The organism is Phaeocystidibacter luteus (assembly GCF_008933115.1).
GTDB classification, from domain to species: domain Bacteria; phylum Bacteroidota; class Bacteroidia; order Flavobacteriales; family Schleiferiaceae; genus Phaeocystidibacter; species Phaeocystidibacter luteus.
In genome coordinates, this window is the sequence record NZ_WBVO01000001.1 from 486,655 (window position 1) to 510,662 (window position 24,008).

The 24,008-nt window shown below is 45.7% G+C and carries 33 protein-coding genes; 8 read left to right on the top strand and 25 right to left on the bottom strand.

Translation table 11 applies throughout. The features are described 5' to 3' along the window. Positions 1 to 55: 55 nt before the first annotated feature. The 19 genes from F8C67_RS02175 to F8C67_RS02270 all read right to left on the bottom strand — a co-directional run bounded on the left by F8C67_RS02175 (position 56) and on the right by F8C67_RS02270 (position 10,688). Entirely contained in the window at positions 56 to 358 is a 303-nt protein-coding gene (locus tag F8C67_RS02175; RefSeq protein ID WP_151666146.1) for a hypothetical protein, read from the bottom strand. Between the two features lie 2 nt (positions 359 to 360). After that, the gene (locus F8C67_RS02180; protein WP_151666147.1) at positions 361 to 936 is read right to left on the bottom strand and encodes a hypothetical protein; all 576 of its coding nucleotides are present in this window, start codon (positions 934 to 936) and stop codon (positions 361 to 363) included. A 2-nt stretch (positions 937 to 938) separates the two neighbouring features. Further along, entirely contained in the window at positions 939 to 1,823 is an 885-nt protein-coding gene (locus tag F8C67_RS02185) for a hypothetical protein (protein WP_151666148.1), read from the bottom strand. Beyond that, positions 1,823 to 2,278, bottom strand: coding sequence for a hypothetical protein (locus tag F8C67_RS02190; RefSeq protein WP_151666149.1), 456 nt, complete (start codon positions 2,276 to 2,278; stop codon positions 1,823 to 1,825). The genes F8C67_RS02185 and F8C67_RS02190 overlap by 1 nt, the downstream gene beginning before the upstream one ends. Beyond that, positions 2,262 to 2,624, bottom strand: coding sequence for a hypothetical protein (locus tag F8C67_RS02195; RefSeq protein WP_151666150.1), 363 nt, complete (start codon positions 2,622 to 2,624; stop codon positions 2,262 to 2,264). Before F8C67_RS02195 ends, F8C67_RS02190 begins: the two co-directional genes overlap by 17 nt. Beyond that, positions 2,608 to 2,925, bottom strand: coding sequence for a hypothetical protein (locus F8C67_RS02200; RefSeq protein WP_170266322.1), 318 nt, complete (start codon positions 2,923 to 2,925; stop codon positions 2,608 to 2,610). The genes F8C67_RS02195 and F8C67_RS02200 overlap by 17 nt, the downstream gene beginning before the upstream one ends. Positions 2,926 to 2,986: 61 nt before the next feature. Continuing rightward, entirely contained in the window at positions 2,987 to 3,298 is a 312-nt protein-coding gene (locus tag F8C67_RS02205) for a hypothetical protein (protein ID WP_151666152.1), read from the bottom strand. A gap of 1 nt (position 3,299) precedes the next feature. Further along, positions 3,300 to 3,488, bottom strand: a complete 189-nt coding sequence (locus F8C67_RS02210) for a hypothetical protein (RefSeq protein ID WP_151666153.1) — start codon at positions 3,486 to 3,488, stop codon at positions 3,300 to 3,302. A gap of 38 nt (positions 3,489 to 3,526) precedes the next feature. Beyond that, the gene (locus F8C67_RS02215) at positions 3,527 to 3,751 is read right to left on the bottom strand and encodes a hypothetical protein (protein ID WP_151666154.1); all 225 of its coding nucleotides are present in this window, start codon (positions 3,749 to 3,751) and stop codon (positions 3,527 to 3,529) included. 15 nt (positions 3,752 to 3,766) lie between these two features. After that, entirely contained in the window at positions 3,767 to 4,222 is a 456-nt protein-coding gene (locus F8C67_RS02220; protein WP_151666155.1) for a M23 family metallopeptidase, read from the bottom strand. Continuing rightward, positions 4,219 to 4,488, bottom strand: a complete 270-nt coding sequence (locus tag F8C67_RS02225; protein WP_151666156.1) for a hypothetical protein — start codon at positions 4,486 to 4,488, stop codon at positions 4,219 to 4,221. Before F8C67_RS02225 ends, F8C67_RS02220 begins: the two co-directional genes overlap by 4 nt. 18 nt (positions 4,489 to 4,506) lie before the next feature. Then, a complete protein-coding gene (locus tag F8C67_RS02230) occupies positions 4,507 to 5,019 on the bottom strand; it encodes a hypothetical protein (protein ID WP_151666157.1) in 513 nt (170 codons plus the stop codon). Continuing rightward, positions 5,016 to 5,315: a hypothetical protein gene (locus F8C67_RS02235; protein ID WP_170266323.1), complete on the bottom strand. Its 300-nt coding sequence runs from the start codon at positions 5,313 to 5,315 to the stop codon at positions 5,016 to 5,018. Before F8C67_RS02235 ends, F8C67_RS02230 begins: the two co-directional genes overlap by 4 nt. 35 nt (positions 5,316 to 5,350) lie before the next feature. Next, complete coding sequence (locus F8C67_RS02240) at positions 5,351 to 5,761, bottom strand: hypothetical protein (RefSeq protein WP_151666159.1); 411 nt, start codon at positions 5,759 to 5,761, stop codon at positions 5,351 to 5,353. Next, a complete protein-coding gene (locus tag F8C67_RS02245; RefSeq protein WP_151666160.1) occupies positions 5,751 to 6,818 on the bottom strand; it encodes a DNA cytosine methyltransferase in 1,068 nt (355 codons plus the stop codon). The genes F8C67_RS02240 and F8C67_RS02245 overlap by 11 nt, the downstream gene beginning before the upstream one ends. After that, positions 6,815 to 7,651, bottom strand: coding sequence for a DNA adenine methylase (locus F8C67_RS02250; protein ID WP_170266324.1), 837 nt, complete (start codon positions 7,649 to 7,651; stop codon positions 6,815 to 6,817). The genes F8C67_RS02245 and F8C67_RS02250 overlap by 4 nt, the downstream gene beginning before the upstream one ends. A gap of 134 nt (positions 7,652 to 7,785) precedes the next feature. After that, complete coding sequence (locus F8C67_RS02255; protein ID WP_151666162.1) at positions 7,786 to 9,663, bottom strand: hypothetical protein; 1,878 nt, start codon at positions 9,661 to 9,663, stop codon at positions 7,786 to 7,788. Further along, the gene (locus F8C67_RS02260) at positions 9,660 to 10,124 is read right to left on the bottom strand and encodes a hypothetical protein (RefSeq protein ID WP_151666163.1); all 465 of its coding nucleotides are present in this window, start codon (positions 10,122 to 10,124) and stop codon (positions 9,660 to 9,662) included. The genes F8C67_RS02255 and F8C67_RS02260 overlap by 4 nt, the downstream gene beginning before the upstream one ends. A gap of 345 nt (positions 10,125 to 10,469) precedes the next feature. Beyond that, the gene (locus F8C67_RS02270) at positions 10,470 to 10,688 is read right to left on the bottom strand and encodes a hypothetical protein (protein ID WP_151666165.1); all 219 of its coding nucleotides are present in this window, start codon (positions 10,686 to 10,688) and stop codon (positions 10,470 to 10,472) included. Between the two features lie 79 nt (positions 10,689 to 10,767). Between F8C67_RS02270 and F8C67_RS02275 the strand changes: the two genes are divergently transcribed. From F8C67_RS02275 to F8C67_RS02300, 6 genes are all read left to right on the top strand, one after another. Next, positions 10,768 to 11,130 carry a helix-turn-helix domain-containing protein gene (locus F8C67_RS02275; RefSeq protein ID WP_151666166.1) on the top strand — a complete coding sequence of 121 codons (363 nt, stop codon included), beginning with the start codon at positions 10,768 to 10,770 and terminating at the stop codon, positions 11,128 to 11,130. A 1,063-nt stretch (positions 11,131 to 12,193) separates the two neighbouring features. After that, a complete protein-coding gene (locus F8C67_RS02280) occupies positions 12,194 to 12,580 on the top strand; it encodes a response regulator (RefSeq protein WP_151666167.1) in 387 nt (128 codons plus the stop codon). Between the two features lie 464 nt (positions 12,581 to 13,044). Continuing rightward, positions 13,045 to 13,635: a DUF5034 domain-containing protein gene (locus F8C67_RS02285; RefSeq protein WP_151666168.1), complete on the top strand. Its 591-nt coding sequence runs from the start codon at positions 13,045 to 13,047 to the stop codon at positions 13,633 to 13,635. Further along, positions 13,632 to 14,468, top strand: a complete 837-nt coding sequence (locus tag F8C67_RS02290) for a hypothetical protein (RefSeq protein ID WP_151666169.1) — start codon at positions 13,632 to 13,634, stop codon at positions 14,466 to 14,468. Before F8C67_RS02285 ends, F8C67_RS02290 begins: the two co-directional genes overlap by 4 nt. 99 nt (positions 14,469 to 14,567) lie before the next feature. Next, positions 14,568 to 15,029: a hypothetical protein gene (locus F8C67_RS02295; protein ID WP_151666170.1), complete on the top strand. Its 462-nt coding sequence runs from the start codon at positions 14,568 to 14,570 to the stop codon at positions 15,027 to 15,029. Between the two features lie 14 nt (positions 15,030 to 15,043). Beyond that, entirely contained in the window at positions 15,044 to 15,955 is a 912-nt protein-coding gene (locus F8C67_RS02300) for an alpha/beta fold hydrolase (RefSeq protein ID WP_151666171.1), read from the top strand. Here the strand turns inward: F8C67_RS02300 and F8C67_RS02305 are convergent. Then, positions 15,952 to 17,316, bottom strand: a complete 1,365-nt coding sequence (locus F8C67_RS02305; RefSeq protein ID WP_151666172.1) for a PhoH family protein — start codon at positions 17,314 to 17,316, stop codon at positions 15,952 to 15,954. The genes F8C67_RS02300 and F8C67_RS02305 overlap by 4 nt on opposite strands. A gap of 184 nt (positions 17,317 to 17,500) precedes the next feature. Between F8C67_RS02305 and F8C67_RS02310 the strand changes: the two genes are divergently transcribed. Then, positions 17,501 to 18,148: a Crp/Fnr family transcriptional regulator gene (locus tag F8C67_RS02310; protein WP_151666173.1), complete on the top strand. Its 648-nt coding sequence runs from the start codon at positions 17,501 to 17,503 to the stop codon at positions 18,146 to 18,148. 68 nt (positions 18,149 to 18,216) lie between these two features. After that, complete coding sequence (locus tag F8C67_RS02315) at positions 18,217 to 19,629, top strand: MBL fold metallo-hydrolase (RefSeq protein WP_151666174.1); 1,413 nt, start codon at positions 18,217 to 18,219, stop codon at positions 19,627 to 19,629. Positions 19,630 to 19,679: 50 nt separating this feature from the next. On the opposite strand, the gene F8C67_RS02320 is transcribed toward F8C67_RS02315, so the two are convergent. The 5 genes from F8C67_RS02320 to F8C67_RS02340 all read right to left on the bottom strand — a co-directional run bounded on the left by F8C67_RS02320 (position 19,680) and on the right by F8C67_RS02340 (position 23,998). Next, on the bottom strand, positions 19,680 to 21,164 hold the full coding sequence (locus F8C67_RS02320; RefSeq protein WP_151666175.1) for an NAD(P)H-hydrate dehydratase: 1,485 nt from the start codon (positions 21,162 to 21,164) through the stop codon (positions 19,680 to 19,682). Further along, the gene (gene coaE / locus F8C67_RS02325; RefSeq protein ID WP_151666176.1) at positions 21,136 to 21,732 is read right to left on the bottom strand and encodes a dephospho-CoA kinase; all 597 of its coding nucleotides are present in this window, start codon (positions 21,730 to 21,732) and stop codon (positions 21,136 to 21,138) included. Before coaE ends, F8C67_RS02320 begins: the two co-directional genes overlap by 29 nt. Further along, complete coding sequence (locus F8C67_RS02330; RefSeq protein WP_151666177.1) at positions 21,732 to 22,664, bottom strand: YbbR-like domain-containing protein; 933 nt, start codon at positions 22,662 to 22,664, stop codon at positions 21,732 to 21,734. The genes coaE and F8C67_RS02330 overlap by 1 nt, the downstream gene beginning before the upstream one ends. A 480-nt stretch (positions 22,665 to 23,144) precedes the next feature. Beyond that, positions 23,145 to 23,480: a preprotein translocase subunit YajC gene (gene yajC, locus F8C67_RS02335; RefSeq protein WP_151666178.1), complete on the bottom strand. Its 336-nt coding sequence runs from the start codon at positions 23,478 to 23,480 to the stop codon at positions 23,145 to 23,147. A gap of 38 nt (positions 23,481 to 23,518) precedes the next feature. After that, the gene (locus F8C67_RS02340; protein ID WP_151666179.1) at positions 23,519 to 23,998 is read right to left on the bottom strand and encodes a DUF1573 domain-containing protein; all 480 of its coding nucleotides are present in this window, start codon (positions 23,996 to 23,998) and stop codon (positions 23,519 to 23,521) included. Between the last annotated feature and the right edge of the window lie 10 nt (positions 23,999 to 24,008).

Consider the following 24,008-nt stretch of genomic DNA (forward strand, 5'->3'; position numbering starts at 1 on the left):
AACTAACCTAACTTGAAAAACTACGCTCTAACTCACTTCAACCCTTGCGCAGGGTCTATTGGTTCTCACCTTTCGCGTCATCAGCCTTGGTCTTATCCATTTCCTTGCGGATTTCTTCAGCCATTGCCTCCCACTCATGTCGTCTGACAACGCGATAGTGGTTCTTGCCGTCAATCTTCTTGGCATGGAGAATATCTAGCGCCTGACCGTGCATGGTCATTTCCTTCTTGTTGTGCTGCGAAGCTGCCTTGATGACAAACTTCTTTTTGAACTGGTAGAACTTCTCCCCGTCCTTTGTTTTGTGAATCAAGCATTCCGAATGCTCCAAATGCAGGGTGCGTGCGTTTAATTCCAACATATCTACTGGTTTTTAATGATTTCGTAGTGAAATGGGTTGTTTCGGGCTTCTCGATTCACCTCTTCCTGAATCTTAATAAGTGCTTCAGGGTTCATCAACCGATCCTTACCTCTTTTGATTGAGTCTCTGGTCCGAAATAGAAAGAAGACATCAATCCAAGTGAATATTTCCACAGGCACTTGACTGAACCCGTGAGCCGCAAAATATATGTCTACATTGATGTGCCGACGATCAATAAAGAACTTCCGAACCCTATCCGTCGGACTATACCCAGAAAGCCAGTTTCTAAAATCGTCTGATATCAATAGCATGTTTGACAAGTGTGGTACGAGCTCATCAAAGTCTTCACGTTTGTAGCACATGTATTTAGCTTTTCCTTCGAACGTGGCCACTTGATCCAGTGTGATTAGCGGTAAATCGCTAAAGGTTTTTTCGTGCTGGTTCGCGGGAATAACGAGTGCCCTACCCTGGTGCGCGTCCAATATCTTGCGCAGTACCGTGCTTTTTCCAGTACCGTTGGTTCCTAGTAATACAGAGAATAGACTGCCTTTCGCAAAGTCTTTCAAGTTATCAGCCATATCTAATCGAGAATTGCCATTCGAGGAAGGGGAACATTCGCACGCCTATACTTGCCGATAAGCTGGCTCCAGCGCCCCATGTTTGATTTATTGGCGAACATCAGGCCTTCCTGTGCCTCTACCTTTTCTCCCTTAATCATCCACTCGTACTTACAGAAACCAGGCAGAGGTTTGTAGTTCTTAAACTCTGGAAGATTTTCGGCTCTGGCCGCCATATTAATGGCCTGCATTTCGCGTTCGAGCTCAAGATCCAGGTCCGTCACTTCCTCTGCTTCAACAACCTCGGGTTCATCCGAAGTCGTGTCGCTAGAGGAAGGACGTTCCTTTTGAAATCCAGACTGATCCTTAGCATCCGTTTCACGCTGTCTTCTGGTATTGATTTTACGTAGCTGTAGCGCTTGAGGGATTTTGGTTACGTATATCATGACAATCAGGAGCACAATCATAGCAATCGGCGAAAGCTGGCTTCCGGTTTGCTCGATGTAAATGGCAATCTGATCGATCAATTCATCTTGATCTTCCTTTTCAGCCTTAAACGGCTTCGAAGTTTCGTGTTTGGCAACGGCCTGCAAGCCCTTCGAAGCACCCATGTCAATGACATTGGCAACGAATCGGGCTTGAAGAAGCGCACTTCTACTAGGGTCAGAGGCACCGGCATTTGAGGTCGATTCTTTCCCGGGTTTCTCTTTCTCTGTTGAGGCCGCTGCTTCGGCCGCTGCAAACACCCCCTGGCGACTGGGGTCTTCTCCCAGAGTCTCTGTGTCAGACTCAAGGTTATCGTTAGACTCCTGAGCCGGAGGTCGTGACGTTTTTTCCTTCCTGCCGCTTTGATAGTTCAGGATATCGTCAAGCGAAACCTTTTCTACTTCATCTATGATTTCGTCCATTAGTCTTTGCGTAAATCGTTCAAAATCACTCCGACCATTCGGGTATTTAGTTCAAACCAAGTGTTCTCTTGACTGTCAAACCTCGACATGTGATCGTCGGCCAACTTCTCGAAGTAGGCAATAAGCTCTGGTGTCGCTGGAATGATAATGGCATTTGAAGCAGCTTCTTTCTTACCGTCTTCAAACCCTTCCGAATACTTCTTTTCGAGCTCTTGTTGAAAAACCTCTTCATTCAGCTTACTTTCTCTCTCTATCGTCGCGTTCAGCTTAGCGTCAAAGTGATCTTCTATAACCTTCCATTCTTTCGCAGTGAATCGGTCCTGAAGGTCTTCGAAGTTTGTCGCATTTTTAGGCTCTGGTTGATTAGCTGGAGCGGTTGTCGATTGCTCAACAGGCACTCCTGCGCTCGGTTGCTCTTGAGGTTTTGTACCTGTCGAATCACTCTTCGTCGTCATCGTCTGTAGCTTTTTGCATCATATCCTCTACGTCACTCTCTTTGATCCCAATCTTTGAGAAATCGAAGTCATCAAGATTCCCTGTAGCAAGAATCTCGCTCAGGTCAATCACCTTTAGTACTCGCATGAAGCTCATTCCGTCTTCAGCGATGGTGACTACCAATATTTTAAGTGAACCTTTGAACTTCATTGCCAGGGCTCCAACTTGCGCTTCCCCCTCTTCCAGCGGGAATTCTTCGGCCATTGCAAACAGCCCGTTAATGCCCTTTTGCACCATAGGCAATCCAGCCTTGAGCATTTTCCTGCTCATCATTGAAGCAAGCATGTCTTTACCCTTTCCGAACATAGGAGTACGTGTGTTTTTTGGTGTTGATCGTAGTTGTCACACATTTACGCTGAACCTCGCCATATCTCTGTAATGCTCTAAGCGCTCTTCGAAGTCGATTTCGAAAGTTCTTGCGGTCACGATCTTCGAGAGATTCAGAGTTAATTGCAGACTCATCGACAAGCGCTCGAGCAATCTGATCTAAATCCAATTGTTCCCCTTCGTTTTTCTCAAGGATTCGAAGCGTTTTAATGCGTAAGTCCAGGGCTGACAAGTGGTCTAATCTCATGCGTTTTTCACTAAATGCGTTCCAGAGTTTCATCAAATGTAACAAAAACGATACTTACGAGTATCTATTTTAGACTTTGGCGGGTAAATTTTTTTCAGCGTTTGGAAACGATATCCTCAAACTTCATATGCTTGACCTGGCTATGAACCTTGTGTAATTCGAAGATTCCAGACATCACGGTTTTAGACTGATAGCAATAAACGCAGTCCTCAACCTTCCAAATAGTTAGTCCCGTATCGGGATGCCCCCAGATTTCCATTTTTAAGGAATGAACCTGCTTCTGAAGCACTAACCCCTTAACATCTGGAAACTTCTCAAGCACCATGATATCCAGTGATACCGTACCTCCGTGAATAGCGCGTGGCCACCCACCAGAGGCGTCCTGTATTTCTTTTTCGAAACTCATTTCAATTAGGATTGTCCGCCTTGTTCAGCATTTCTGTAAGTTCTAAGTAAAGGCGGAATGTTGCACTTCGTTCTGAGGCGTTCTGAAAATCGTTTCCAATCATATAGCCTTCGAACATCTGATTTAAGAGCGCCAATTTTTCTTCGGTCTCAGGATGGTCCTGAACCTGGCGTAGGTTTGAGAGAGACATAGTAAAGTTATTAGGTACGTTCATATAACGTATAAACTTTACGATTCGTTGTGTTCTCTTAACCTACCCTCCCATTCCAGATACCAATGCGGCCAGATGAATCCGCAGAATATCCCTAAAACACTGAATGCGATTCGAACGATTAGTTTCCATTCCAAAGGATTGAATTCGCCCGCAATAACTACCAATGCTGAATACATCAGTATCAGCCATACTATGTAACAAAGCATAGCTGGAACGCTGATTCTCATTTTCTTAAACATGACATCAAAGTTTAGTTAAAACAAGTATTCTTCTGGATTCTCATAGCCACCGTCCTTGTCTCTGACAGTGAAATGCAGATGTGGACCGGTGACATTTCCAGAGTCGCCGACCGTCGCAATGGTCATTCCCTTGATGACATAGTCACCAGGTTTCTTCTTGGCTTCATCGAGATGTGCGAAACCCAACTTCTTACCCGTAATCGTCTTAACAATCATGGACAATCCACCTCGATCGTGTGTGTAAACCGATTCCACAACTCCGGATTCTGGAGCAATAATGGGATCACCCACATCACCTGCATAGTCAGTACCGTTGTGAAAGTGCCATTGCCCCGAGATTGGGTGTTCCCTTTCACCATAAGGACTGGTAATGCGTCCCTTAACAGGCCTAATCTTCGGGAGTGCGTATTCATAGATAACCCAGGCACCGAAGAAAACGGCCAGAGCTCCTACAGGGTGAAATGCTATCATAGTATTAAGTTGTTATCCGCCTCGTCCCCGGCGGCGTGGGGTTGTAATAGCTTTTGAGTTCGCTTTCTGGTTTTACCTACTTCAGCTAGGCAATCGAAACATTGTACATCACAAGTGAACAATTCAGGATGAAGAATTCTATCTCGTTCTTCGCCCTCAATCCCTAGTCGATTACACTCTTCTAAGGCGTGATTCCATTCCTCAATTGAGAAGGCTGCGTCTCCTGAGTGTTTCTTACAGTAGAACGTGTTTTTCTTTGCTCCCATAACTGTCGATATGTTTCGTTAGTAGCTTTTACCAGTCCAATGGAGTAAGTGGAAGTATCGGTTATCCCATGTAAAACCGAAAAAATTCCAGAATTGCTCTTCTGTGTTAAATCCCTCGTTTTGGATGAACTCGAGGTAATTTGGATCAGAAGATTTAAGCACAACTGTTTTCCTATCCTTAGAGAGGATGCAGATTTCCCGTGATTCATAAAACAGGATTATCTTCTGAACACGTACCAATTTAATTTCAGGCATGAACTGGAACTCTTCATCAGTTTCACCATGCACCACAAACTGAATTGGTTCATCCAGATCAATAAAAGTGCTATCCGTAATCATGTGGTGAATCTTGTATGGATAATTCGATGAAGACCTATGAAAATCAAAATCGATGTTCTCGTGCCAAATCACCCTTTTCCACTTTTGGTAGTTCCAATGATCTCTTATTCCTTCAAAAGCAAAAGCCAGCATCTTCTCAGGCCATCGGGTAGGAAGACTGTCATAATACCTGGTCTTTACGTTGATATTCATAATACAGTGTCTTTTTCTTCGTCCTCGTCTATTGAATTCACCAGTTCTTCACCTAATACCTTCTCAAGCACATATATACGTGCTCTAAGGCTCAGATTATCTAAGTACAGCACTACTATTTCGATATAGGTAGGAAGTGAATTGATTAGCAAGAATGGACCTGTTATCAAGACCAATAGAAAGAATACCCATCTACCAAACTTGAAAGTTTTACCATGAGCTTGGATGAAATCATTAGCAAAGTTCAGTGCTTCTCTCTCGAATCTCTTATAGCGCATTACTGCAATGAATGACATTGCGAAATAGCATATACCTATTACTTCAAGTACACTCATGATTCTAGATCTTGAAGCGATTTCCAGACGGCTCTAAGTAGATCAGCACTATCTTCTAATTTCGCACCACCATGACCATGTACGTTGCACTCTAGCAAGTTCTCTGCATTACAGTCGAAGATTCGTTTTGAGATAAACACGATTGTAAAATTGATATCAATCTTTCTTTCGCGCTCATCACGAAAGACCAACAACATAGAGTCTATGATGCTTGTAGCTGCAGGATTTCGTTCTACGCCTGCATAAATGCCAGAGTCTATTAGCACGTCAATTGCATCCGAATATTTCTTTTTAAATATTCCGCTTGCAGCAACCAGATAGTCCATAGGAGCCTTAAACGGCTTCAATTCATCTCCATTCGCTTTAATCCACGACCCGAGCGCAGAATTTTCATACTTACTTTTCATTAGATTGGTTCTTTATGTTCTCTACTAGTTGAATGCGTTCTCCTATCCACTTCATGACCGGCACAGCCATTGAGTTCCCTAGCGCGTGATATCTAGGAAGGTCGGCTGCTGGCTTATTACGATAGGTGATGTTGGTGTAGTTATCTGGGAAGCCCTGTAACCGCTCACATTCGACAGGAGTCAATCTCCTTAGTACTGAATCGAAATAGAGATTTTGATCATTCGCAGTTGAAAGAGTAAACGCAAGCTCGTCACTTCCGAGATAGCCCTTTCCCCCACCATCTACCTTGCCGGAACGAACCTTAAACACGTGAGCATTTTCAACTACGTATGCAGGCTCATTTCGCTCATCACACGATCCGATTTTACCTCTAAGTGTTGCACACTTATTGTCTTCAATTATTCCGCTTTTGAAGTTGAGATAGCGGTACGTTCTAACGCCTTCTCTAGCTCTATTGGAATTTCTTTCGAATACTTTCTTGCCCTTTTTAGAATTCCTTGACAGGCTTTCGCGCTCAAATAGTACCGCTGCGGCAGGTCGCCAGTCTCCAAGATATCCGATAAGGAACACACGCTCGCGGTGCTGGGCCACGTCGAAGTATTGAGCGTCCATGACTCTATAGGCCCACCCATACCCGATTTTTTCCATTTCCTTGGTGATTGTGGCAAATGTCCGTCCTTCATTTTCGGACAATACACCGGTAACGTTCTCCCAGACCACCCACCGGGGGCGTTTTCTCTTAGAAATTCCCAGAAAGACGAGGGCCAGTTGACCATTTTCGCTATCCAAGCCTCCTCGAGGTCCGGCGATGCTAAAGTCTTGACACGGAGTTCCCCCGACGAGAACATCGATATCTGTTTGTTGGAATGTTTCGGTTTCATGAATGTGGTTTAAATCTCCCAGATTAGGAACTTCTGGATAATGGTGATTAAGTACGGCGCTAGGGAAAGGGGCAATTTCAGAGAACCATTGAGCTTTCCAACCTAATTCGCCCCAGGCAACCGAGGCGGCATCAATTCCTGAACAAGCCGATCCAAATCGAATAGGATTTATCATGATTCAAACAACTTTAGTTGGGCGTTCATCCTTTGGGCATGTGGATTTATCCAAATCACTTCGTCACGTAAACAGGCTCCCTTCTTTGCAGCGTTTGATACCGCCTTAAATGATTTCATCTCCCACCCAGCTGCTCCGTACCACTCTCTGTACTCTGGTGAGTCATAGCTGCTCACAATGACCATGGATTTTAAGCCATTCGCGAATTCAAATAGTTCCCTGTGTTCATCAATCGAAAGAAGCTCATACTTATACCGGCCCGTAGCTTTTGTTCGAGTAGTCTTAGGATAAGGAGGGTCAAAGTATATAAGGGTCCTAGTCGAATCATGAGCCATGCAAACCTTCTGGTAATCAGATTTTTCGATAATCACCCCTTTAAGACGATTGCAAAACCCTGTAAAATCTTCGATGTGATTCTGAAACAAATCTGCCAGGCGATTATGTCCTGAAGAGTTGGTTCTGAAAGCTGCTGAAGACTTTTTGTTTGCTCGAGCTCCGCTATAGCTCATCGAATACGTGACAATCGTTCTTCGGGCATGTTCTACATCAGATATGTTGTCCTTGGATTCGAAGCTTCTCGACCACTCCTCCCTTGCATAAGGCGTTAACCGCAGAAGGTCTTGAAGCTTTACACATTTGTATGGGTCTCTTAAAACTTGGAATAGATTGACGATGTCGTCATTGAGATCATTGTAAACCTCCACCACAGCTGGTTCCTTTCTAAGTAATACAGAAGCAGCCCCACCGAAAGGTTCTACATATACGTGGTGTTTTGGAAAACACTCTATGATCCTATCGGCCAGCCTCCATTTGCCACCAAAATACCTTACCACCGGTCTGGAGGGGGTTGGGACAGGGTTGGGACAGGGTTGGGACGGGGTTTGGGACATTACTTTTGTTATTTTAAGACTTTGTTAATCAAATACTTATACTAATAGAGACTGCCGATGTCTCAATGTCTCACCATTTAAAAGGCCTCATCTGATTCTTTTTCGTCTGACTCGTGAGTATAAGAGGGGGTGAACAGTTTGAACTTCATGATGATTCGGCGCATATCCTCATGCGGTAGCTTGGTGATATCGAATTGCATAGCGCTCGACTTGTTTCCGCCAATTCGCTTGCTCACACGCCCTACATAGGAAGGATCGTTCTTCAACTGATCTTGAAGACTGTACTGGTCTATTCCAGGCTCTCGATAAATATTGAAGTGTTGTTTCATGTACGCCGTGTGTACAGCTCCCATGTAGAAGAAAAGATGATTTTCTTGTATGATGAATTCAGTTTCTCCTATCATATTCGGGATAGACTGAATAAAGCATTCCCAGAAGGTAGCTACAGGCCCTGATTTACTCATTCTCTTGGCCTGACGCTTCAAAACCTTAGTAGAGATGTCAATGACATCCTTTCTATTGAATGGAAGCTTCAGAGAGTCTGAAACGGCGTCATGTACAGCTAGAAGTATGGTCATGTTGTTAATCATTCGACCATCGATGTCAACCTTCACATCTTTGAGTGCATTCTTTATATCCTTCCTAGCAGCTGGAATGCATTTAGTGAATTGCTTTTCGAAGGCTTTGCGAAGCATCAAAAGCTCTTGAACGATGCCGCTAAACCCTTCTTCATTCCATTCTAGGATTTCCTGGAAGTCTGATTCTTGCTGGTCTGTATATGGATTCGCTCCAGCTGGCTTCTCCCATTCACTTACGATGAGCCTAGAAAGAAGTGATTTGTTGATAGGGTAATGGTTCCCGGTGACAATAGCTCCACAATGGATAGGTGTATATGTAGTGGCAAAACGTCCTGTGATTGTGCCGGCCGAATACCCCCTTCGATCACTGATGCGTTTCAGGTATTCTACTTTGTCGTCTTTTAGCGTGTTTTGATACTCCTCCAGACGAATAATGATGTTCCTAAACTCTGCAAACTTGCGGATTTCGGCTTTCTCGGTTGTAGCGTTACCGGTAAGTGTAATCTCCTGCATGGCAGGGTTTCCATATATGCCTTGAATCGCTGCAGCAAGGGTTGATTTACCGGTACTCTTCTCTCCAAAGAAGAAAAGGAGCGGCCATTGAGTAAAGGACTTTAGAATGTGATCCGCATAAAGCGTTGCAATTCCATATAGGATTGCATGAATTGACTGAGGCCCAAACACGCGAAGTATCTGAGCACTAAACTGTTCGAACGTAACATCTGTCTCTTTGCAAACCAGAAGCTTTTGTGCAAGAAACTTGTTATCGTCATCCTCATATATCTCATTGGCGCTGGGTACATAATACTGCACGCCTTTATACTCAAAACAGCCTCTCTCGTCGTATTCAATGACTGATGAATTAACCGCGCAGTTGTTGAATGCGAAAAATCCCTCTTTTTGCCAACCTAACACGTCGATTAAGCGGCCATCACCCATTTGGTCCATCGTTATACCCATCAAGGCCTCAAACTGGTCTGTGCGGCCCCAAAAACGATAGTTGCCGAACTTCCCTATTTCATCTTTGAACCGGGATACGCTTGTAAAACAAGAAGTAGGCACGTCCACGGTTCGAATACGGTGATCGAGATTTTCCAAACGAATTAAACGACTCGGAGCCCGGTCGTTCTCTATATGCTGAATGATCTCTAAGGTGAAGTTGCTGATTGCCTTAAACCAATACTTAGACTTTGGATTCTCTTCATCGTCTGTAGGCTCGTACTTCCCTTCTCTACCGTATATGACACCATGGGCCATGAAAGCCTGGTACTTGAGTACATCCTCATATACAGCTTCCCATGCAACACCTTCAGGCATGGTGTACTTGTGATTCTCTGGAGCTTCTGCGTTCTCTAGATCTGGACTAACTTTCCTCATGGAAGTCTGATTTCTTCAATTTTCTTTCTTCTCTCTGTAGGTACATGAGAGGTTGAGTGGACTAAAAGCCCGAACCGATATGGTGGGGCTATATAGGTGACCAGGTAGGTACCATCTTCGCGGATTTCGAGATCAGTGGTTTGCTGGTTCATGAAGTCCTGTATATAGACTTTGATGAATGCCTCATCCCAATTCAAAAAACCGAGTGAGTTTATCTCGGTGGTGGTGATTCCGTAGGTGAGAGCAAAAGCTTCGATCCTTCTAATCCAGAGTTCATTTTGCCTGCGCATTTGTACCGTGAGCAAATCGTTCAATTGAATCGTTGTTGCATGTGTTTCTGCGGCATCTATCAGAGTGTTGATAGCATTTGAAAGACGCTCAACCGCCCATTTATTGCGGCTTCGAGAGCGAAAATGCTGAAAATGCTCAGCGAGAACCTCCAGTGCCTTTTGCTCAGTCATTTTGCATACGTTTCGCAGGGGTTGCACAATCGTTTGGCTGGTCGTTTTGACTTAGCATTCTTCGATCGAGTTCTCTTTGAAACACCTCTTTGAGCTCTTCCCCAATACATAGGTTCTCGGCGCTCAGTTTTGAGGTCTCTGGGCATTCCTGAATGTTGAACAACAATTTTTCCCTGTAATGGGAAATCGACTGTATCAAATATGTGAGCTGGTCGGTGCTTAATGGAATCGCCATAGCCTATTACAGTTTGAGGGTGTTGAGTATGGTGCTGGGAACACCAGTGATCGTCGACAGAGGTAATCTGACCACATCCGGGACAGACAATCATCCCAAATTCACGCAGCTTAGCTTGCTTTTGCTGCGGATTCATAGCGCTCGATTAAAGCCTGATGTGCTTCGTGTACAGGAACAATCCTACGTATGTAGTCCAAGCTGTAATCATGCTTCTTTGCAAGCAGCTTGTACAATTCAGAACTCTTCTTTCCGTTTTCCAGCCCATCAACGAAGTCTTCGAATATTTGCTTGGCACGCTTTTGGACTCGCTTTGATTTAGGTTTGTACATTTGACTAAACTTTGAATTTTTCCAAAAGTATGGAAAAAATACCAACGAGTATCGTTTCGATGCTAAAACTTAACCAGAAATGCGTTTCAACACACCTCTCTTTGCGGAGTTTGTAAAAGCTTCAGACTACACCCAGCGCGAGTTTGCGGAGAAATACGACATGAGTTATATGCGTTTAAGACGCATACTCGAAGGTGAATCCCAACTCGATGCACAACAGCTGGCCAACATCAGCAGAGATTTTGGCCTATCGATGTATCACTTTTTCCAGCAGGATCAGAATGAAATTCCTGTAGACGAAAGCAATCCCCTTTTGTATGGACAAAAAGTGCTTTTTGAGCGTATGAAAGTGTTCATTGAGAAGTATTGGGAACCTGAAAGTGACGGTGAGAAGAAAGCCAAAACCAAGATTATTGAAGACCTCGTTGGGTTTTCTACCTAATTAGATATCGGCACCAAAATGGCACAGATTTTCAAATTTTGCCAAAAATTACACGACTGATTTTCAAGGGATTAGGGTTTAAAAAGCGTGGATTAACACTCCCGTCCTCGCTACTAGAAAAAGGTCTTCCAATACGGAGGGCCTTTTTTGGTTTATTGCGTAGCGTGGTTCGCGGTGTGGTGTGATTCGCGCAAAACCGCAATAGATAAAGGCGTGAGATGTGAGCCATCAGGCTTGAAACTCTCCAACAGTCGACTCTGGCTCTGCGTCTGACCATCTAACCCTCTAACCCTCCAACCCTCAGCGCAGAATGATTTGCGCGAAATGAGCGCAGGATTCATATCCGCCGGCTGGCGGACACGGGTTCTGCGACGCCCGGCGCACTCGCTACTAGAAAAAGGTTTTCCGATATGGAGGGCCTTTTTTGGTTTATTGCGTAGCGTGGTTCACGGTGTGGTGTGGTGTGGTTCACGCAAAACCGCAAAAAGCAAAACCGCAATAGATAAAGGCGTGAGATGTGAGCCATCAGGCTTGAAACTCTCCAACAGACGACTTTGGCTCTGCGTCTGACCATCTAACCCTCTCCCGAATCTGCTTAGCCTCTCGGGATTCCTCCTTGCAGTCGGAACCTCCAACCCTATCCCGAATAGGCTTCGCCTCTCAGGGCTTCCTCGCTGCAATCAGAACTTTCAGCCGGAACATCTGCCACGCAGTCCATGAGTCCAACCCTCTAACCCTCTGACCATCTAACCCTCTCCCGAATCGGCTCCGCCTCTCGGGATTCCTCCCTGCAGTCGGAACCTACAACCCTCTCCCGAATAGGCTTCGCCTCTCAGGGCTTCCTCGTTGCAAGCAGAACTTTCAGCCGGAATATCTGCACCGCAGTCCATGAGTCTAAAAGTCCAAAAGTCCAACTCCCGAATCGGCTTCGCCTCTCGGGATTCCTCCCTGCAGTCGGAACTTCCAGTCGGAACCTCCCCCTATTTGTTTTCTCCCACCCTTTCCCTATTTTCGATACGCCTTTGGAGTTCCAGAGGTGAGAGACCTGAGACCTACCCTTTTTATGAAGACCATTTTACTCGTGGATGACGATCCAATACACAACGTCATCCTAAAACGGGCAATTAATAACGCATGTCCAGATGTGGACGTTATCGATTTTACCGAACCCATTCGCGCACTGGAATACCTCAGTACTGCGGAAGGATCTGATGCGCCATCAATCATCTTTTTAGATCTCGAAATGCCCATAATGAATGGGTTTGAATTCGCCGACACGCTTGGATCCAATCATACGAGACTGCTCTCTTCTACCCAAGTTCATATGGTTAGCAGTTCTGTTATAGAATCAGACATTCAAAAGGCGAAGGACCACCCTCATATTCAAGGGTTTATATCTAAACCGGTAGGACGAAATATGCTGGAGGAGATTATTGGGTGTGGTTCCTAATCTAACTCTAAGGATTAGATTGCTCGGTGTGGATCTTCCACCGGCTGGCGGGCAAGCAGAAAAATTGTGTTTCTCGCAAAATCGCAAAAAGCAAAACCGCAATAGATAAAGGCGTGAAACGTGAGCCTTAAGGCTTGACACTCCTCTAGAGTCGACTCAGTCCCTGCGTCTGACCATCTAACCCTCTAACCCTCTAACCATCTAAACATCTAACCCTCTCCCGAATCGGCTCCGCCTCTCGGGATTCCTCCTTACAGTCGGAACTTCCAGTCGGAACATCTGCCACGCAGTCCATGAGTCCAAAAGTCCAACCCTCTAACCCTCTGACCATCTAACCATCTAAACATCTAACCCTCTCCCGAATCGGCTTCGCCTCTCGGGATTCCTCCTTGCAGTCGGAACTTCCAGTCGGAACCTCCAACTCCCCCCAATTCCCTATCTTCCCCTTCATCAATCCAACATCAATGAGACTCAAAACTGCTTTGCTCGCTATTTTCTTGCTGTCTTTGGCCGACCTAGTGCTGTATGGCTGCTATTGCGATTGCGATTTTGCCCCAACGGGTACATTCGAAATTTGTAGTATCGACCTGCTCTCAATCGATAATGCCGGCGGATCTCCCGCCACCGCCAGCGATACCGTATTGGCCGATGCCTACGCTATTGAAATCACATTGAACATCACTCAAGAGGATATTTGCTCTCATTCGTTTTTAATGAATTCGGCTTTCGCCGCCTCGTGTAATTGTCCAGATGCATTCTTCGAGAATCGAAATCCGGTTACTGAAGTGCATATTTACACCGTGAATGATTTCTCTACCACATACGACGCCGGGGATGAAGTCACCTCACTTTTCTACCGTTATTTAGGTCATGAATACGAGCCCATTAATTCATTTTTACGCCCACAAAATGCTGCGTCAGTCACCCCAATTAAAGTACGAGCACTGTTGATGGAAGCCCCCGCCATAAAGGGTAACCATAGCTTTGAAGTAGAACTGATTATGCAAGACAGTACCGTGGTCTCCGCAACAACTTCATCCATTTATTTGAAATGAAGAAACGCCTCTTTATCTCACTACTGCTGACATCTATAATTAGTCAAGCTCAGCTACCCGACATTTGGGGCGATGGTGATAGCGAATCTGACACAGAGCGAGAACACTACGTGTACTTTTCATCGGTTAGCTCATTGGATTTTGGATATGGATACACACAATCATTTCGCAGTTTTAAAAAGGGCGTCCCTTCGGATTATTTAGCTGGTTTTCAAGCCCCTTATCACACTCTTCATTTCAATTTTGAATACGGATTCAAGCATGGCTACAATTGGTTCATTTGGGCGGGTGGCAGTGTTTATATTCAAATAGCAGATAGAGAAGAACAACTGCGCGATGCAATTCCTGATTACTACCCGAACTTTGTGGTGAAACAAATGGACCAACTCTCTTCTGAAGATTCAGAGGGAAACGAAATCAATGCCGATAGAAGCCCCGTAAATTGGTCATTCGGCGCTGGCTATCAAATCAATAAAAGAAGTTTCGCCATAAACATGAAAGCGGGGATGTCCATTACCGCTATTCCAAACTTGCAGACAAGAGCCACGCTCAAAGAACTCAACACCAACAATTATCACGAGCTTTCCTACTATGTACTCGACAATCCAATCTCGAATGGACTTGGAATAAATGCCGCGCTGTCGATTAGATATTTCTTCAATGATGAGTTTGGGGTATTCATCGCTGCCGATTTCAACCGAAACTGGTACGACTGGGAATACGAGGAGGAGTTCTACAACCTCTTTACAGGCGAATCGTCGAGCACGTTTTACAATTACAATGGATTCCTAGACTTCTATCAGATTCGCGCCGGAGTATCCATTTACCTGTAAAGCTAGTCGTTGGTGTATTGAGAAGGTCCACTTGTTCATTAAGGTTTTGGTTGTCAAGTTGTTTAGGGTACGTTTGATTGAGACCTAACACCCAACAGTTTGACACTTCACAGAATAAATGTCATCGAGCTCATCTTATTAGCGAGTACCGCAGTGCTCTCGCTTCTGCTCGTGTTTGGAGTTCAGCTTCCTATTGGATACGTGAGCATGTCCCTCCTGCTTACTGCCGCCCTCTACTTTTACTTTGGAGCTATAGTATTTGCAGGTTCAAAATTCCGCAGCTTGATCAACGGATCGCTGCAAGAAGAAACGGGTATCGCTTATATTATTTATTCGCTCGTTGGCGGCATTGGCATCGGCCTCACCTTAGGGGTATATGCATTGCACCTATACAGCATACCTATATCGTCGGAGCTCTTTCTGTTTAGCGCAATTATGCAGAGTGTTTCAAACTTCGGACTCAAATATGTGGAGAAGAAGGGACAGAGGACACATTGGTTGAGTCATTTGAGACTAACTGCCGGTACCATACTTGCCATTTCGTTATACCTCTGGATGTAACGTATCTTGTGGTCATGAAATACCTGACCTCCCTCCTAGCACTTGTACTTGCCAGCACCCTATGCCACAGTCAACTCGTTGAGATCTCCAACGCCAATGGCACTTTCCACGGCGAATGGCGAATAGCCAATGCTAAATCTGTCGTGATTGTGATTCCAGGCTCGGGAGCGATAGATAGAGACGGAAATTCTGGGAGTATGCAGGGAAATGACCTGGCGTACCTGGCGGATTCGTTGCATAAGCACGGTTTCAGCGTCCTCACAACTGACAAGATGAATGCGGCGGCCTCATCCGTATCTGAAACTGCTGATGTGAGGTTTGAAGATTTCATCAGCCTTGCCAGTGACTGGGTCATTGTAGCGGTGGATAGTGGTTATAGCGACATTACCGTGATTGGGCACTCACAAGGAGCATTGACCGCATTAGAGCTTGCCAAGAACGTAAATGTCAAGCGTGTGATTAGCCTATGTGGGGCAGGCCGACCAATCAACGAAGTTTTAAAGGATCAATACGCTCAGCAAATCCCTGAGCCGTACATCAGTAAAATTGGCGTAGCACTCGATAGTCTTCATGACGGATACTTTCCTGAATCTCCGCATTTCGCAGTGAACTCTTTGTTCGCTCCAGGTAATAGGGAGTTCCTCGCATCGTGGATGTCATTCGACCCTTGTGAGTCGATTGCTGCTGCAAAGAAACCGGTGTTAATCATTGGCGGCTCCACGGATATTCAAGTCTTACAAGAAGAGGGTGATCGCCTCGCCGAATGTAACCCAGATGCTGAGTATGTAATCATTGAAGGCATGGGCCATATGCTCAGAAAAGCACCGGGCGCCCGAATGCTTGCTTTAAGCTATTACGGACGCCCAGATTTGCCTTTGCATTCAGAGCTCACAACTACGATAGTTGATTTTCTTCAGAAGAACTAGAGGAGTTCGTTTGCCAAATTGGCCAATTCACTTCGCTCCCCTTTCTCCAGTGTGATATGGGCATATAGTGGTGTGCCTTTCAGCTTGTCTACCAAATAGCTCAATCCGTTTGATTGTTCATCGAGATACGGCGTATCAATCTGATTGATATCTCCAGTAAAAATGAACTTTGAGTTTTCACCCGCACGTGTAATTATCGTCTTGATTTCGTGTGGTGTGAGGTTCTGCGCTTCATCCACAATGAAAATGACATTTGACAAGCTTCGACCGCGAATGTATGCGAGTGGAGTGACGAGAATCTTCTCGCTGTTCACCATGTCTTCAATTTGTTTGTACTGGCGATCTCTTTCGGAGAACTGATTCTTGATGTATTTCAGATTATCCCAGAGCGGCTGCATGTATGGATTCACCTTCTGCTCTGCGTCTCCTGGCAGGAATCCAATATCTCTATTCGAAAGAGGAACAATCGGGCGGGCTAAGTAGATCTGTTTGAAGTTTCTCCGTTGCTCAAGGCTACCTGCAAGCGCCAATAGCGTCTTACCCGTACCCGCAACTCCAGTGAGCGTCACCAGCTTGATGTTGTCGTCTAGAATAGCATGAAGTGCGAAGGTTTGTTCCGCATTCCGAGGTTTTACGCCATAGAAAGACTTCTTCTCAATATGTTCAAGAGATTCAGAATGCGCATTGAAAAAGGCTAGGCTGCTGCTTCTCGTTCCTTTGAGGATGTAGAACTTATTATCTACCGGCTTGATCTTCTTTGTCAGCTTCGTAAGACTATCTCTCTGAATATGTCCATCAGCGTAAAGCTTGTCAATCACCTTTTGCGGGAACGTATTGATTTGCTCTTTACCCGTGTAGATGTTCGAGATGTCCTCGATTTTACCCGTTTGATAATCCTCCGCATTTAACCCTAAAGCTTTTGCCTTCAGACGTAGGTTTATGTCTTTCGTAACGAGGATCACGGAACGAGTCGGCTCATCGCTCTCTAGCTTCAGCGCAGCATTTAGGATGCGGTGATCCATCTTGTGCGAAGCGAACACCTTTTGAGCATCTACTTTGTCGCCGGTTACCGACATCACCACCTTGAACTTACCTCGTTTCGGACCGTTCAGATTAATCCACTCGTTCACCTTCTCGGTTCCCGCTTTCTTATCTAGGAATCTGATAAATTCCCGAGCTTCATAATTCTTGGTATCATTCCCCTTCTTAAATTCGTCGAGCTCTTCCAAAACCGTAATCGGAATGGCAACGTCGTGTTCATCGAAGTTGAGAATGGCATTGTGATCAAAAAGGATCACAGATGTATCGAGCACAAAAATCTTCTTTGTTGATTTCTTCGCCCGTGTGGTTTTAGTCGGCATAGATTTATTCGTTTGTCAAAAGATAAAGAACCCCTATTCCGAATCACAATTTTTTGAAGGGTAAGTATCAACAAGATGAGGTCCAAATCTGTTGGTAACTTGTCGCTAATCGCCCATGCGATTTACGTACATTTAATGTTCGGCTCATCGCGAACCCCACAGAATCCAATAAACGTTTTCCAACGTGATACAAGCAGATCCACAAACCATTTCCTCCATCTTTCCACTGTTTACCGACCAAAGACTTTTGAATGTGTTGGCCGACAGAGGAACCATCCGAACCTACGCTGCAGGCGACTATGTAATGGACCGAGGAATGCCCGTTGAGTTCATTCCACTTCTTCTCACCGGAAGTCTGCGTATTATGAGGAGAGATGATGAGGATAAGGAACTCCTACTCTACTATCTACGCGCTGGCGAAACCTGTGCTAGCAGCCTCACTTGCTGTATGGGGAAAACGAATAGCGAAGTGGAAGCTCTTGCTGAAGAAGACACCGAAGTTCTGGCTATCCCTTCAAACTTGGTGGACGAATGGATGGAAGAATTTCCGGAATGGAAGGCCTTCGTTATGCGCATTTACCACGACAGATTTCAAGAGTTGCTCGAAACGATCGACGCCATAGCCTTCCAGCAACTGGACGAGCGCTTGATGCGCTACTTTAACGAGCGTATCGACAATCAGGGTGGCGACAATGTCATTAAAGCGAGTCACCAAGAGATTGCCAACGACCTACATTCTAGTCGTGAAGTAATCAGTCGTTTATTGAAGCAAATGGAGAAAAACGGCATGGTTACCCTTGGACGCAACCGTGTGGAGGTTCTAGAATCGTGATTTGAGTCACGTTTCATGAAAGCCAAGCTTCGCATCTTTGTCCTATCAAAATTGAAAAAGGAGTCTATATGAACGTAGAACAGATATATACTAATTGTCTCGCCGAAGCAGCATACTACATCACTTCTAACGGAGAAGCCGCTGTTATCGATCCGCTTCGCGAGAGCGAGCCATACCTTGAGCGACTCGAACGCGATGGCGTGAAACTCAAGTACATCTTCGAAACACACTACCACGCAGATTTCGTTTCAGGGCACCTTGACCTTGCTCGCAAGACCGGAGCCACCATTGTATACGGTCCAAAGGCAAATCCAACTTTTGAGGCTCACGAAGCCACAGACAACGAGGTTTTTAAGATTGGCGATGTTTCCCTGAAAGTCCTCCACACCCCAGGTCATACACAAGAGTCAACCACATTCCTTCTTATCGACGAAAACGATGAGGAACGTGCAATCTTTACTGGAGATACGCTTTTCTTAGGAGATGTAGGCCGCCCAGACCTTGCGATCAAAACCGACTTAACCCAAGAAGATTTGGCGAGCATGTTGTTCGATTCACTTCGGAACAAGATTATGCCTTTGCCAGATTCTATTACGGTATACCCGGGACATGGCGCGGGTTCTTCATGTGGAAAGAATCTTTCCTCAGACACGGTCGATACCTTGGGAAACCAGAAACGTACCAACTATGCGCTACGAGAAAACATGTCTCGTGAAGAGTTTGTAAAGGAAGTGACAGAAGGATTGGCGCCACCGCCGCAGTATTTCCCTGAGAACGCCCGCATGAACAAGTTTGGCTACGACTCTATTGATGACATCATGAAGCGAGGAGTTCGTCCGCTATCTGCGAGTGATGTGCAATCAGATATGGAGGCTGGAGCACTTGTATTAGATACGCGAAGTGCTGCGAAATTCGTGGAGGCTCACATTCCAAACAGCATGTTTATTGGCATTGATGGTAACTTTGCCATGTGGGTTGGCGCTTTGATTACCGATTTAAAGCGCAGAATTGTTTTCTTGGCCGATGAAGGTCGCGAAGAAGAAGTAGTGAAGCGATTGGCCCGTGTGGGTTACGATCACGCTGTTGGGTACCTTGATGGAGGTATCGAATCTTGGAGTACTGCGGGCTTTGATACCAAGTCTTCAAAATCGATTTCTGCCGACGAGTTTAACAAGCGCTTCTCTGCCGGTGAAAAGAATGTAGTAGATGTTCGCAAGCCAGGTGAATACAACCGTCGTCATGTGGAAAACGCCCTACTTTACCCCTTGGATGACATCCTAAGAGAAATGGGAACGTTAGACCGTGAAAACGACGCCTTCATTCACTGTGCAGGTGGATATCGATCGGTGATTGCATTATCCATGCTTGAAGCAGAAGGATACACCAACCTTACGAATGTTGAAGGAGGATTTAAAGCCATTGAAGGATTAAACGACGTCACGCTTACCAACGAGGTGACCTGTTCATCAACGGCTTCTTAATATCGAGTGAATTGATTTCATGGAGGCGGCAGAGAAATCTGTCGCCTTTTTTATGATAAATAATCGATCAGATCCGATGCGACTACCGCGTGCTCTCCTCTATCAATGGCAACTTCTTCACCTGCTCTACCGTGAAGCCAAGCACCGAGAATCGCGGCCTTAAGTGGCGCAATGCCTTGTGCAAGAAGGCCGGTTATCAACCCCGACAATACATCTCCACTACCTCCTGCTGCCATGGCAGGGTGACCACTCCCGTTGAAGTAAACATTACCGCTCGAGTCGCAAATGGCGGAATAGGCACCTTTAAGTAGAACTATGCAATGGTGATCTTTAGCCCATCTTCGCGCGGCTTCAAGTCGAGAAATTGAATCCCCAAACTCTACACCCGTCATCGTATGAAATTCGCCGGCATGGGGTGTTAATACTGAGTTGGCTGGCAACTTCGACCAAGAATCTGTAATGCTCATAAGGTGCAAGGCATCCGCATCAATGAGCAGAGGAACTTGAACATCTTCAAGCAGGGCTGTGAGTGCATTGAAACTGGACTTCTCCCTTCCTAAACCTGGTCCAATGCCGACTGCCGTTATCCTCTTGGGTATTGGAATGGACGTGATTGACGTCTCGCTATGGTCGAGCTGCACCATTGCCTCCGGAGCGCTGATTTGCAGAACGTCACACCCCATGCTAGGAATATGGGTGGTGACCAATCCAGCGCCACTTCTCAAACAAGCTTTGGTGGCTAGAACGGCTGCGCCTAACATTCCTTTATGTCCGGCTGCAATCAAGGCGTGACCGTAATCCCCTTTGTGGCTGAAGGCCTTTCTATCTTGTCGAATTCCAACAACGTCATACCCTGTAGTCAAGTGATATGGGGTGTCGATATCATGAATCTTTTCTTCGTCGAGGCCAATATCCATCACGTGGACATCGCCTGTGTATTCACCCAATCCAGCCACCATGAAACTTAGCTTGGGAAACTGAAACGTGAGCGTGTGCGTCGCTTCGACACATTCGCTAAGTTTTATAGTTGAATCGAGATCGGAAGGTAAACCGGTGGGAACATCAATACTAATCACATGGTCGTATCCCTCTTGAATGGCTTGAACTACATCTTTTAAAATGCCGCGGAGCGGTTTGTCGAGGCCTATGCCCAATATGGCGTCAATGGCAACGGCGGTTTCGTCAACTTCGGGCATTTCCTTCTTGGCGTTGACGTAGTGAACATCAAGCTTAACTTCGGCTAAGCGCTCTATGTTTCTGGTGAAATTTGAAGTACCTGAACTCCTGTGCGCAATGGCGAAAACTTGTACGGAATACCCTGCGAGCGCGAGGTGACGCGCGATGGCCAATCCATCTGCCCCGTTGTTTCCCATACCACAGAAAACGTGGAAGGAGACGGAGTGATCATACGCTTCAATAATCCAATCTGAACATGTACTGGCAGCTCTTTCTACAAGATCGATTGACGAAATTGGCTCGTTTTCGATGGTTGCCTGATCAATCTCTCTAATTTGACTTGCGGAGAATAGCTTCATGAATGTTCTTTACTTGAGGAATGAGCGGTTGCTTTTCATCATTCAATATAATGAAATCGGCAAGCTCCGCCTTTTTTTCGTCAGACCATTGTGCATCCATCCTAGACTTCACTTGTTCTGTGGTAGATCCATCTCGATCTTTCACGCGCTGAATACGCAGGTCCTCTGGTGCTGTAACTAGGATATTGAAATCTGACAGGACATGTCCGCCCGTTTCGAACAGGATTGCCGCTTCCTTCAACACATAAGGTGAATCCTGTTCTGCGCTCCACTTGTCAAAATCTCGCCCCACTGCAGGATGAACGAGGGCGTTGACGGTCTTTCTCTCTTCCGGATTATTGAAGATGCGTTCGGCTAACCACGGGCGATTCAAACGTCCTTCGGTATACAACTCTTCGCCAAATGCACCTTTTAGTTCTGAAACAAGCTCATCATCGTGTTCCATCAACCACTTGGCCCGATCATCGGCATAATAACAGGGAATATTGAAAGCTTCGAAGATCTTTGCTACGGTACTCTTTCCGCTTCCGATACCTCCGGTCAATCCAACTTGTATCACTTTCGACATTATTCGACTTCGATTATTTCGACATAGCGTGGGGCCCAGTCTACAATCTCGGCAAAGTCTGGATGGTGAACAAACTTCACGGGTACTTCGGCATCGCCGGATAAGATTCGTTCTACTTCGGCTCGAATCATGCTTCCTTGAAGTCGACTATACTCATCGAGAGGCACTCTGCACTTCACTGAAACCTTGTTAGGAATAGGCTTCCATGAAAGTCTACTTCCCACTTTATTAAGCTCTACATCAACCCACTTCTCCGTATAAGGAGCCACTTTTTGAACGATTTCGAGTTCTTCAACCGGACTGAGCACACCTTCGGGAGCTACAATTTCCCAGGTAATATTTACGTCCTCCTCTACCCCAGTCATAGCAAAAACTGGGGTTTTGAAAACCGACATGGTATCGAGAACTTCAGGAGGTCCGAATAAGAATATGGTATCTGGATTGACTTCCGGAGCACCATGCTTGTAATAGGGATGCTCAAACTGAAGATCGAGCCGCGCTACTACTGGCAGGGCTTTGCGCTGGAGCGTGCTGGTATGAATCCACAAGGTATCAGATAATGTCCATTCGACATGTCCAGGCACATCGTCTGTGGTAGCCTCGGAAAAAGCTTCTGGCGACAAGTACAAGTCGGTGGTTCCTCCTCTTTCGAAGGCCTTAAAAGACAGTTCAATTTGATCTTGTGACTTCCACATTTCACGCAGGGCGTAAAGTCCACCGGATTTCGACACCACGGAAACTGTTTTTGGAGGATCCAAGATCATTCTATCGTGGGGTGTATCGATGAGAAGGATTGGCACTTCAACGGTTGTTCTGAACTTATTCTGACCAAGTTGGAGTAAGGACCACAGGAAAAACGACAGCACTAAAAAGCCGAATCGACTAAGCCACAGGGCTCTTTTAGACTTCCATTTTTTATTGGGTGCTGCCATGGTGGGAAAATAGGGAAGAATTTGGACTAATGGGCTATGGGAGGGTTAGAGGGTTAGAGGGTTAGAGGGTTAGAGGGTTAGAGGGTTAGACCTTTGGACTAAGAGACTCATGGACTGCGTGGATGATGTTCCGACTGGAAGTTCCGACTGGAAGTTCCGACTGCAAGTTCCGACTGCAAGTTCCGACTGCAAGGAGGAATCCCGAGAGGCGAAGCCGATTCGGGAGAGGGTCAGAGGGTTAGATGGTCAGACGCAGAGACTGCGTCGACTCTAGAGAGTGTCAAGCCTGATGGCTCACGTCTCACGCCTTTATCTATTGCGGTTTTGCTTTTTGCGATTTTGCGAGAAACACAATTTTGCAGCTTGCCCGCCAGCCGGCGGTAGAAATACATCTCGTTATAACCACATCCCACGAGCATCACCCACAAAAAAAATCCCCCACCAACCGGCAGAGGATTCTTCAAATCGCTTTGGTGAAGCTTACTTCTTCTTGTCGCTCTTCTTGTCTTCTTTTGGAAGATACTGAGCGCTCAGTTCCTTAGAAATGGCAGACTTCTCGAGTTTCATACGGCCGCCATCAACTTCAAGAATGATGTACGTGTCTCCTACTTCTTGGATCTTTCCGTGAATACCTGAAGTGGTCACGACTTTCATTCCCTTGTTGATTTGATCGCGGAATTTCGTCTCCTCCTTCTGCTTTCTTGCCTGTGGACGAAGGAAGAAGAGCCAAATGATTCCGATCATGAGGACCATCATCAAAATGGTTTGCATACCGCCGCCACCTTGGGCTTGAAGGAACATAGCTGATAAATTCATTCTTTCTCTTTTCTTGAGATATTCTAGAGATTACTCTCTTATTGAGCGCCGTTAATTACGTTCGCCTTGATATTAAGTACGGTTGTTGGAGGCGTGGTGTTAGCCGTGATAGTCACGCGCTTTTGAGTCATACCACTCTTGTTTGAAGAGTTGAAGCTCACCTTCATCTCCCCTGTTTCACCAGGCTGGATTGGAGTACGTGGCCATTCTGGCACTGTACATCCGCAGCTTCCTTTAGCGTTGCTGATAATCAATGGCGCATCACCTGTGTTTGTGAACGTGAACACGGTCTGAACCGTTCTGCCCTCTTCAACGTCGCCGAAATCATGCGTGGTTTCGTTGAATTCAAAAGCAGGAGATCCAGAAGCTGTTACGTCAGCCGCGCTAATGCCAGCCTCTTCCGAATCGTTGTAATTCACAGCAGCTGTGTTGTCATCCTTGATTTTGCTAGAAGCATTGTCGCATGACGCCAACGCGAATACCGACAAAAGTGCCAATGTTCCGAAGCTATATTTCATATTAATTTCT

Excerpts from the sequence above, each read along its gene's own strand:
- F8C67_RS02240 (WP_151666159.1), bottom strand. The coding sequence starts at position 5,761 with ATGAAAAGTAAGTATGAAAATTCTGCGCTCGGGTCGTGGATTAAAGCG.
- F8C67_RS02195 (WP_151666150.1), bottom strand. The coding sequence starts at position 2,624 with ATGTTCGGAAAGGGTAAAGACATGCTTGCTTCAATGATGAGCAGGAAA.
- F8C67_RS02255 (WP_151666162.1), bottom strand. The coding sequence starts at position 9,663 with ATGAGGAAAGTTAGTCCAGATCTAGAGAACGCAGAAGCTCCAGAGAAT.
- F8C67_RS02275 (WP_151666166.1), top strand. The coding sequence starts at position 10,768 with ATGCGTTTCAACACACCTCTCTTTGCGGAGTTTGTAAAAGCTTCAGAC.
- F8C67_RS02315 (WP_151666174.1), top strand. The coding sequence starts at position 18,217 with ATGAACGTAGAACAGATATATACTAATTGTCTCGCCGAAGCAGCATAC.
- F8C67_RS02260 (WP_151666163.1), bottom strand. The coding sequence starts at position 10,124 with ATGACTGAGCAAAAGGCACTGGAGGTTCTCGCTGAGCATTTTCAGCAT.
- F8C67_RS02200 (WP_170266322.1), bottom strand. The coding sequence starts at position 2,925 with ATGAAACTCTGGAACGCATTTAGTGAAAAACGCATGAGATTAGACCAC.
- F8C67_RS02205 (WP_151666152.1), bottom strand. The coding sequence starts at position 3,298 with ATGAGTTTCGAAAAAGAAATACAGGACGCCTCTGGTGGGTGGCCACGC.
- F8C67_RS02215 (WP_151666154.1), bottom strand. The coding sequence starts at position 3,751 with ATGTTTAAGAAAATGAGAATCAGCGTTCCAGCTATGCTTTGTTACATA.
- F8C67_RS02175 (WP_151666146.1), bottom strand. The coding sequence starts at position 358 with ATGTTGGAATTAAACGCACGCACCCTGCATTTGGAGCATTCGGAATGC.
- F8C67_RS02290 (WP_151666169.1), top strand. The coding sequence starts at position 13,632 with ATGAAGAAACGCCTCTTTATCTCACTACTGCTGACATCTATAATTAGT.
- F8C67_RS02190 (WP_151666149.1), bottom strand. The coding sequence starts at position 2,278 with ATGACGACGAAGAGTGATTCGACAGGTACAAAACCTCAAGAGCAACCG.
- F8C67_RS02300 (WP_151666171.1), top strand. The coding sequence starts at position 15,044 with ATGAAATACCTGACCTCCCTCCTAGCACTTGTACTTGCCAGCACCCTA.
- F8C67_RS02235 (WP_170266323.1), bottom strand. The coding sequence starts at position 5,315 with ATGTCATTCATTGCAGTAATGCGCTATAAGAGATTCGAGAGAGAAGCA.
- yajC (WP_151666178.1), bottom strand. The coding sequence starts at position 23,480 with ATGAATTTATCAGCTATGTTCCTTCAAGCCCAAGGTGGCGGCGGTATG.
- coaE (WP_151666176.1), bottom strand. The coding sequence starts at position 21,732 with ATGTCGAAAGTGATACAAGTTGGATTGACCGGAGGTATCGGAAGCGGA.
- F8C67_RS02330 (WP_151666177.1), bottom strand. The coding sequence starts at position 22,664 with ATGGCAGCACCCAATAAAAAATGGAAGTCTAAAAGAGCCCTGTGGCTT.
- F8C67_RS02220 (WP_151666155.1), bottom strand. The coding sequence starts at position 4,222 with ATGATAGCATTTCACCCTGTAGGAGCTCTGGCCGTTTTCTTCGGTGCC.
- F8C67_RS02340 (WP_151666179.1), bottom strand. The coding sequence starts at position 23,998 with ATGAAATATAGCTTCGGAACATTGGCACTTTTGTCGGTATTCGCGTTG.
- F8C67_RS02305 (WP_151666172.1), bottom strand. The coding sequence starts at position 17,316 with ATGCCGACTAAAACCACACGGGCGAAGAAATCAACAAAGAAGATTTTT.
- F8C67_RS02280 (WP_151666167.1), top strand. The coding sequence starts at position 12,194 with ATGAAGACCATTTTACTCGTGGATGACGATCCAATACACAACGTCATC.
- F8C67_RS02285 (WP_151666168.1), top strand. The coding sequence starts at position 13,045 with ATGAGACTCAAAACTGCTTTGCTCGCTATTTTCTTGCTGTCTTTGGCC.
- F8C67_RS02185 (WP_151666148.1), bottom strand. The coding sequence starts at position 1,823 with ATGGACGAAATCATAGATGAAGTAGAAAAGGTTTCGCTTGACGATATC.
- F8C67_RS02230 (WP_151666157.1), bottom strand. The coding sequence starts at position 5,019 with ATGAATATCAACGTAAAGACCAGGTATTATGACAGTCTTCCTACCCGA.
- F8C67_RS02270 (WP_151666165.1), bottom strand. The coding sequence starts at position 10,688 with ATGTACAAACCTAAATCAAAGCGAGTCCAAAAGCGTGCCAAGCAAATA.
- F8C67_RS02210 (WP_151666153.1), bottom strand. The coding sequence starts at position 3,488 with ATGTCTCTCTCAAACCTACGCCAGGTTCAGGACCATCCTGAGACCGAA.
- F8C67_RS02320 (WP_151666175.1), bottom strand. The coding sequence starts at position 21,164 with ATGAAGCTATTCTCCGCAAGTCAAATTAGAGAGATTGATCAGGCAACC.
- F8C67_RS02225 (WP_151666156.1), bottom strand. The coding sequence starts at position 4,488 with ATGGGAGCAAAGAAAAACACGTTCTACTGTAAGAAACACTCAGGAGAC.
- F8C67_RS02245 (WP_151666160.1), bottom strand. The coding sequence starts at position 6,818 with ATGATAAATCCTATTCGATTTGGATCGGCTTGTTCAGGAATTGATGCC.
- F8C67_RS02180 (WP_151666147.1), bottom strand. The coding sequence starts at position 936 with ATGGCTGATAACTTGAAAGACTTTGCGAAAGGCAGTCTATTCTCTGTA.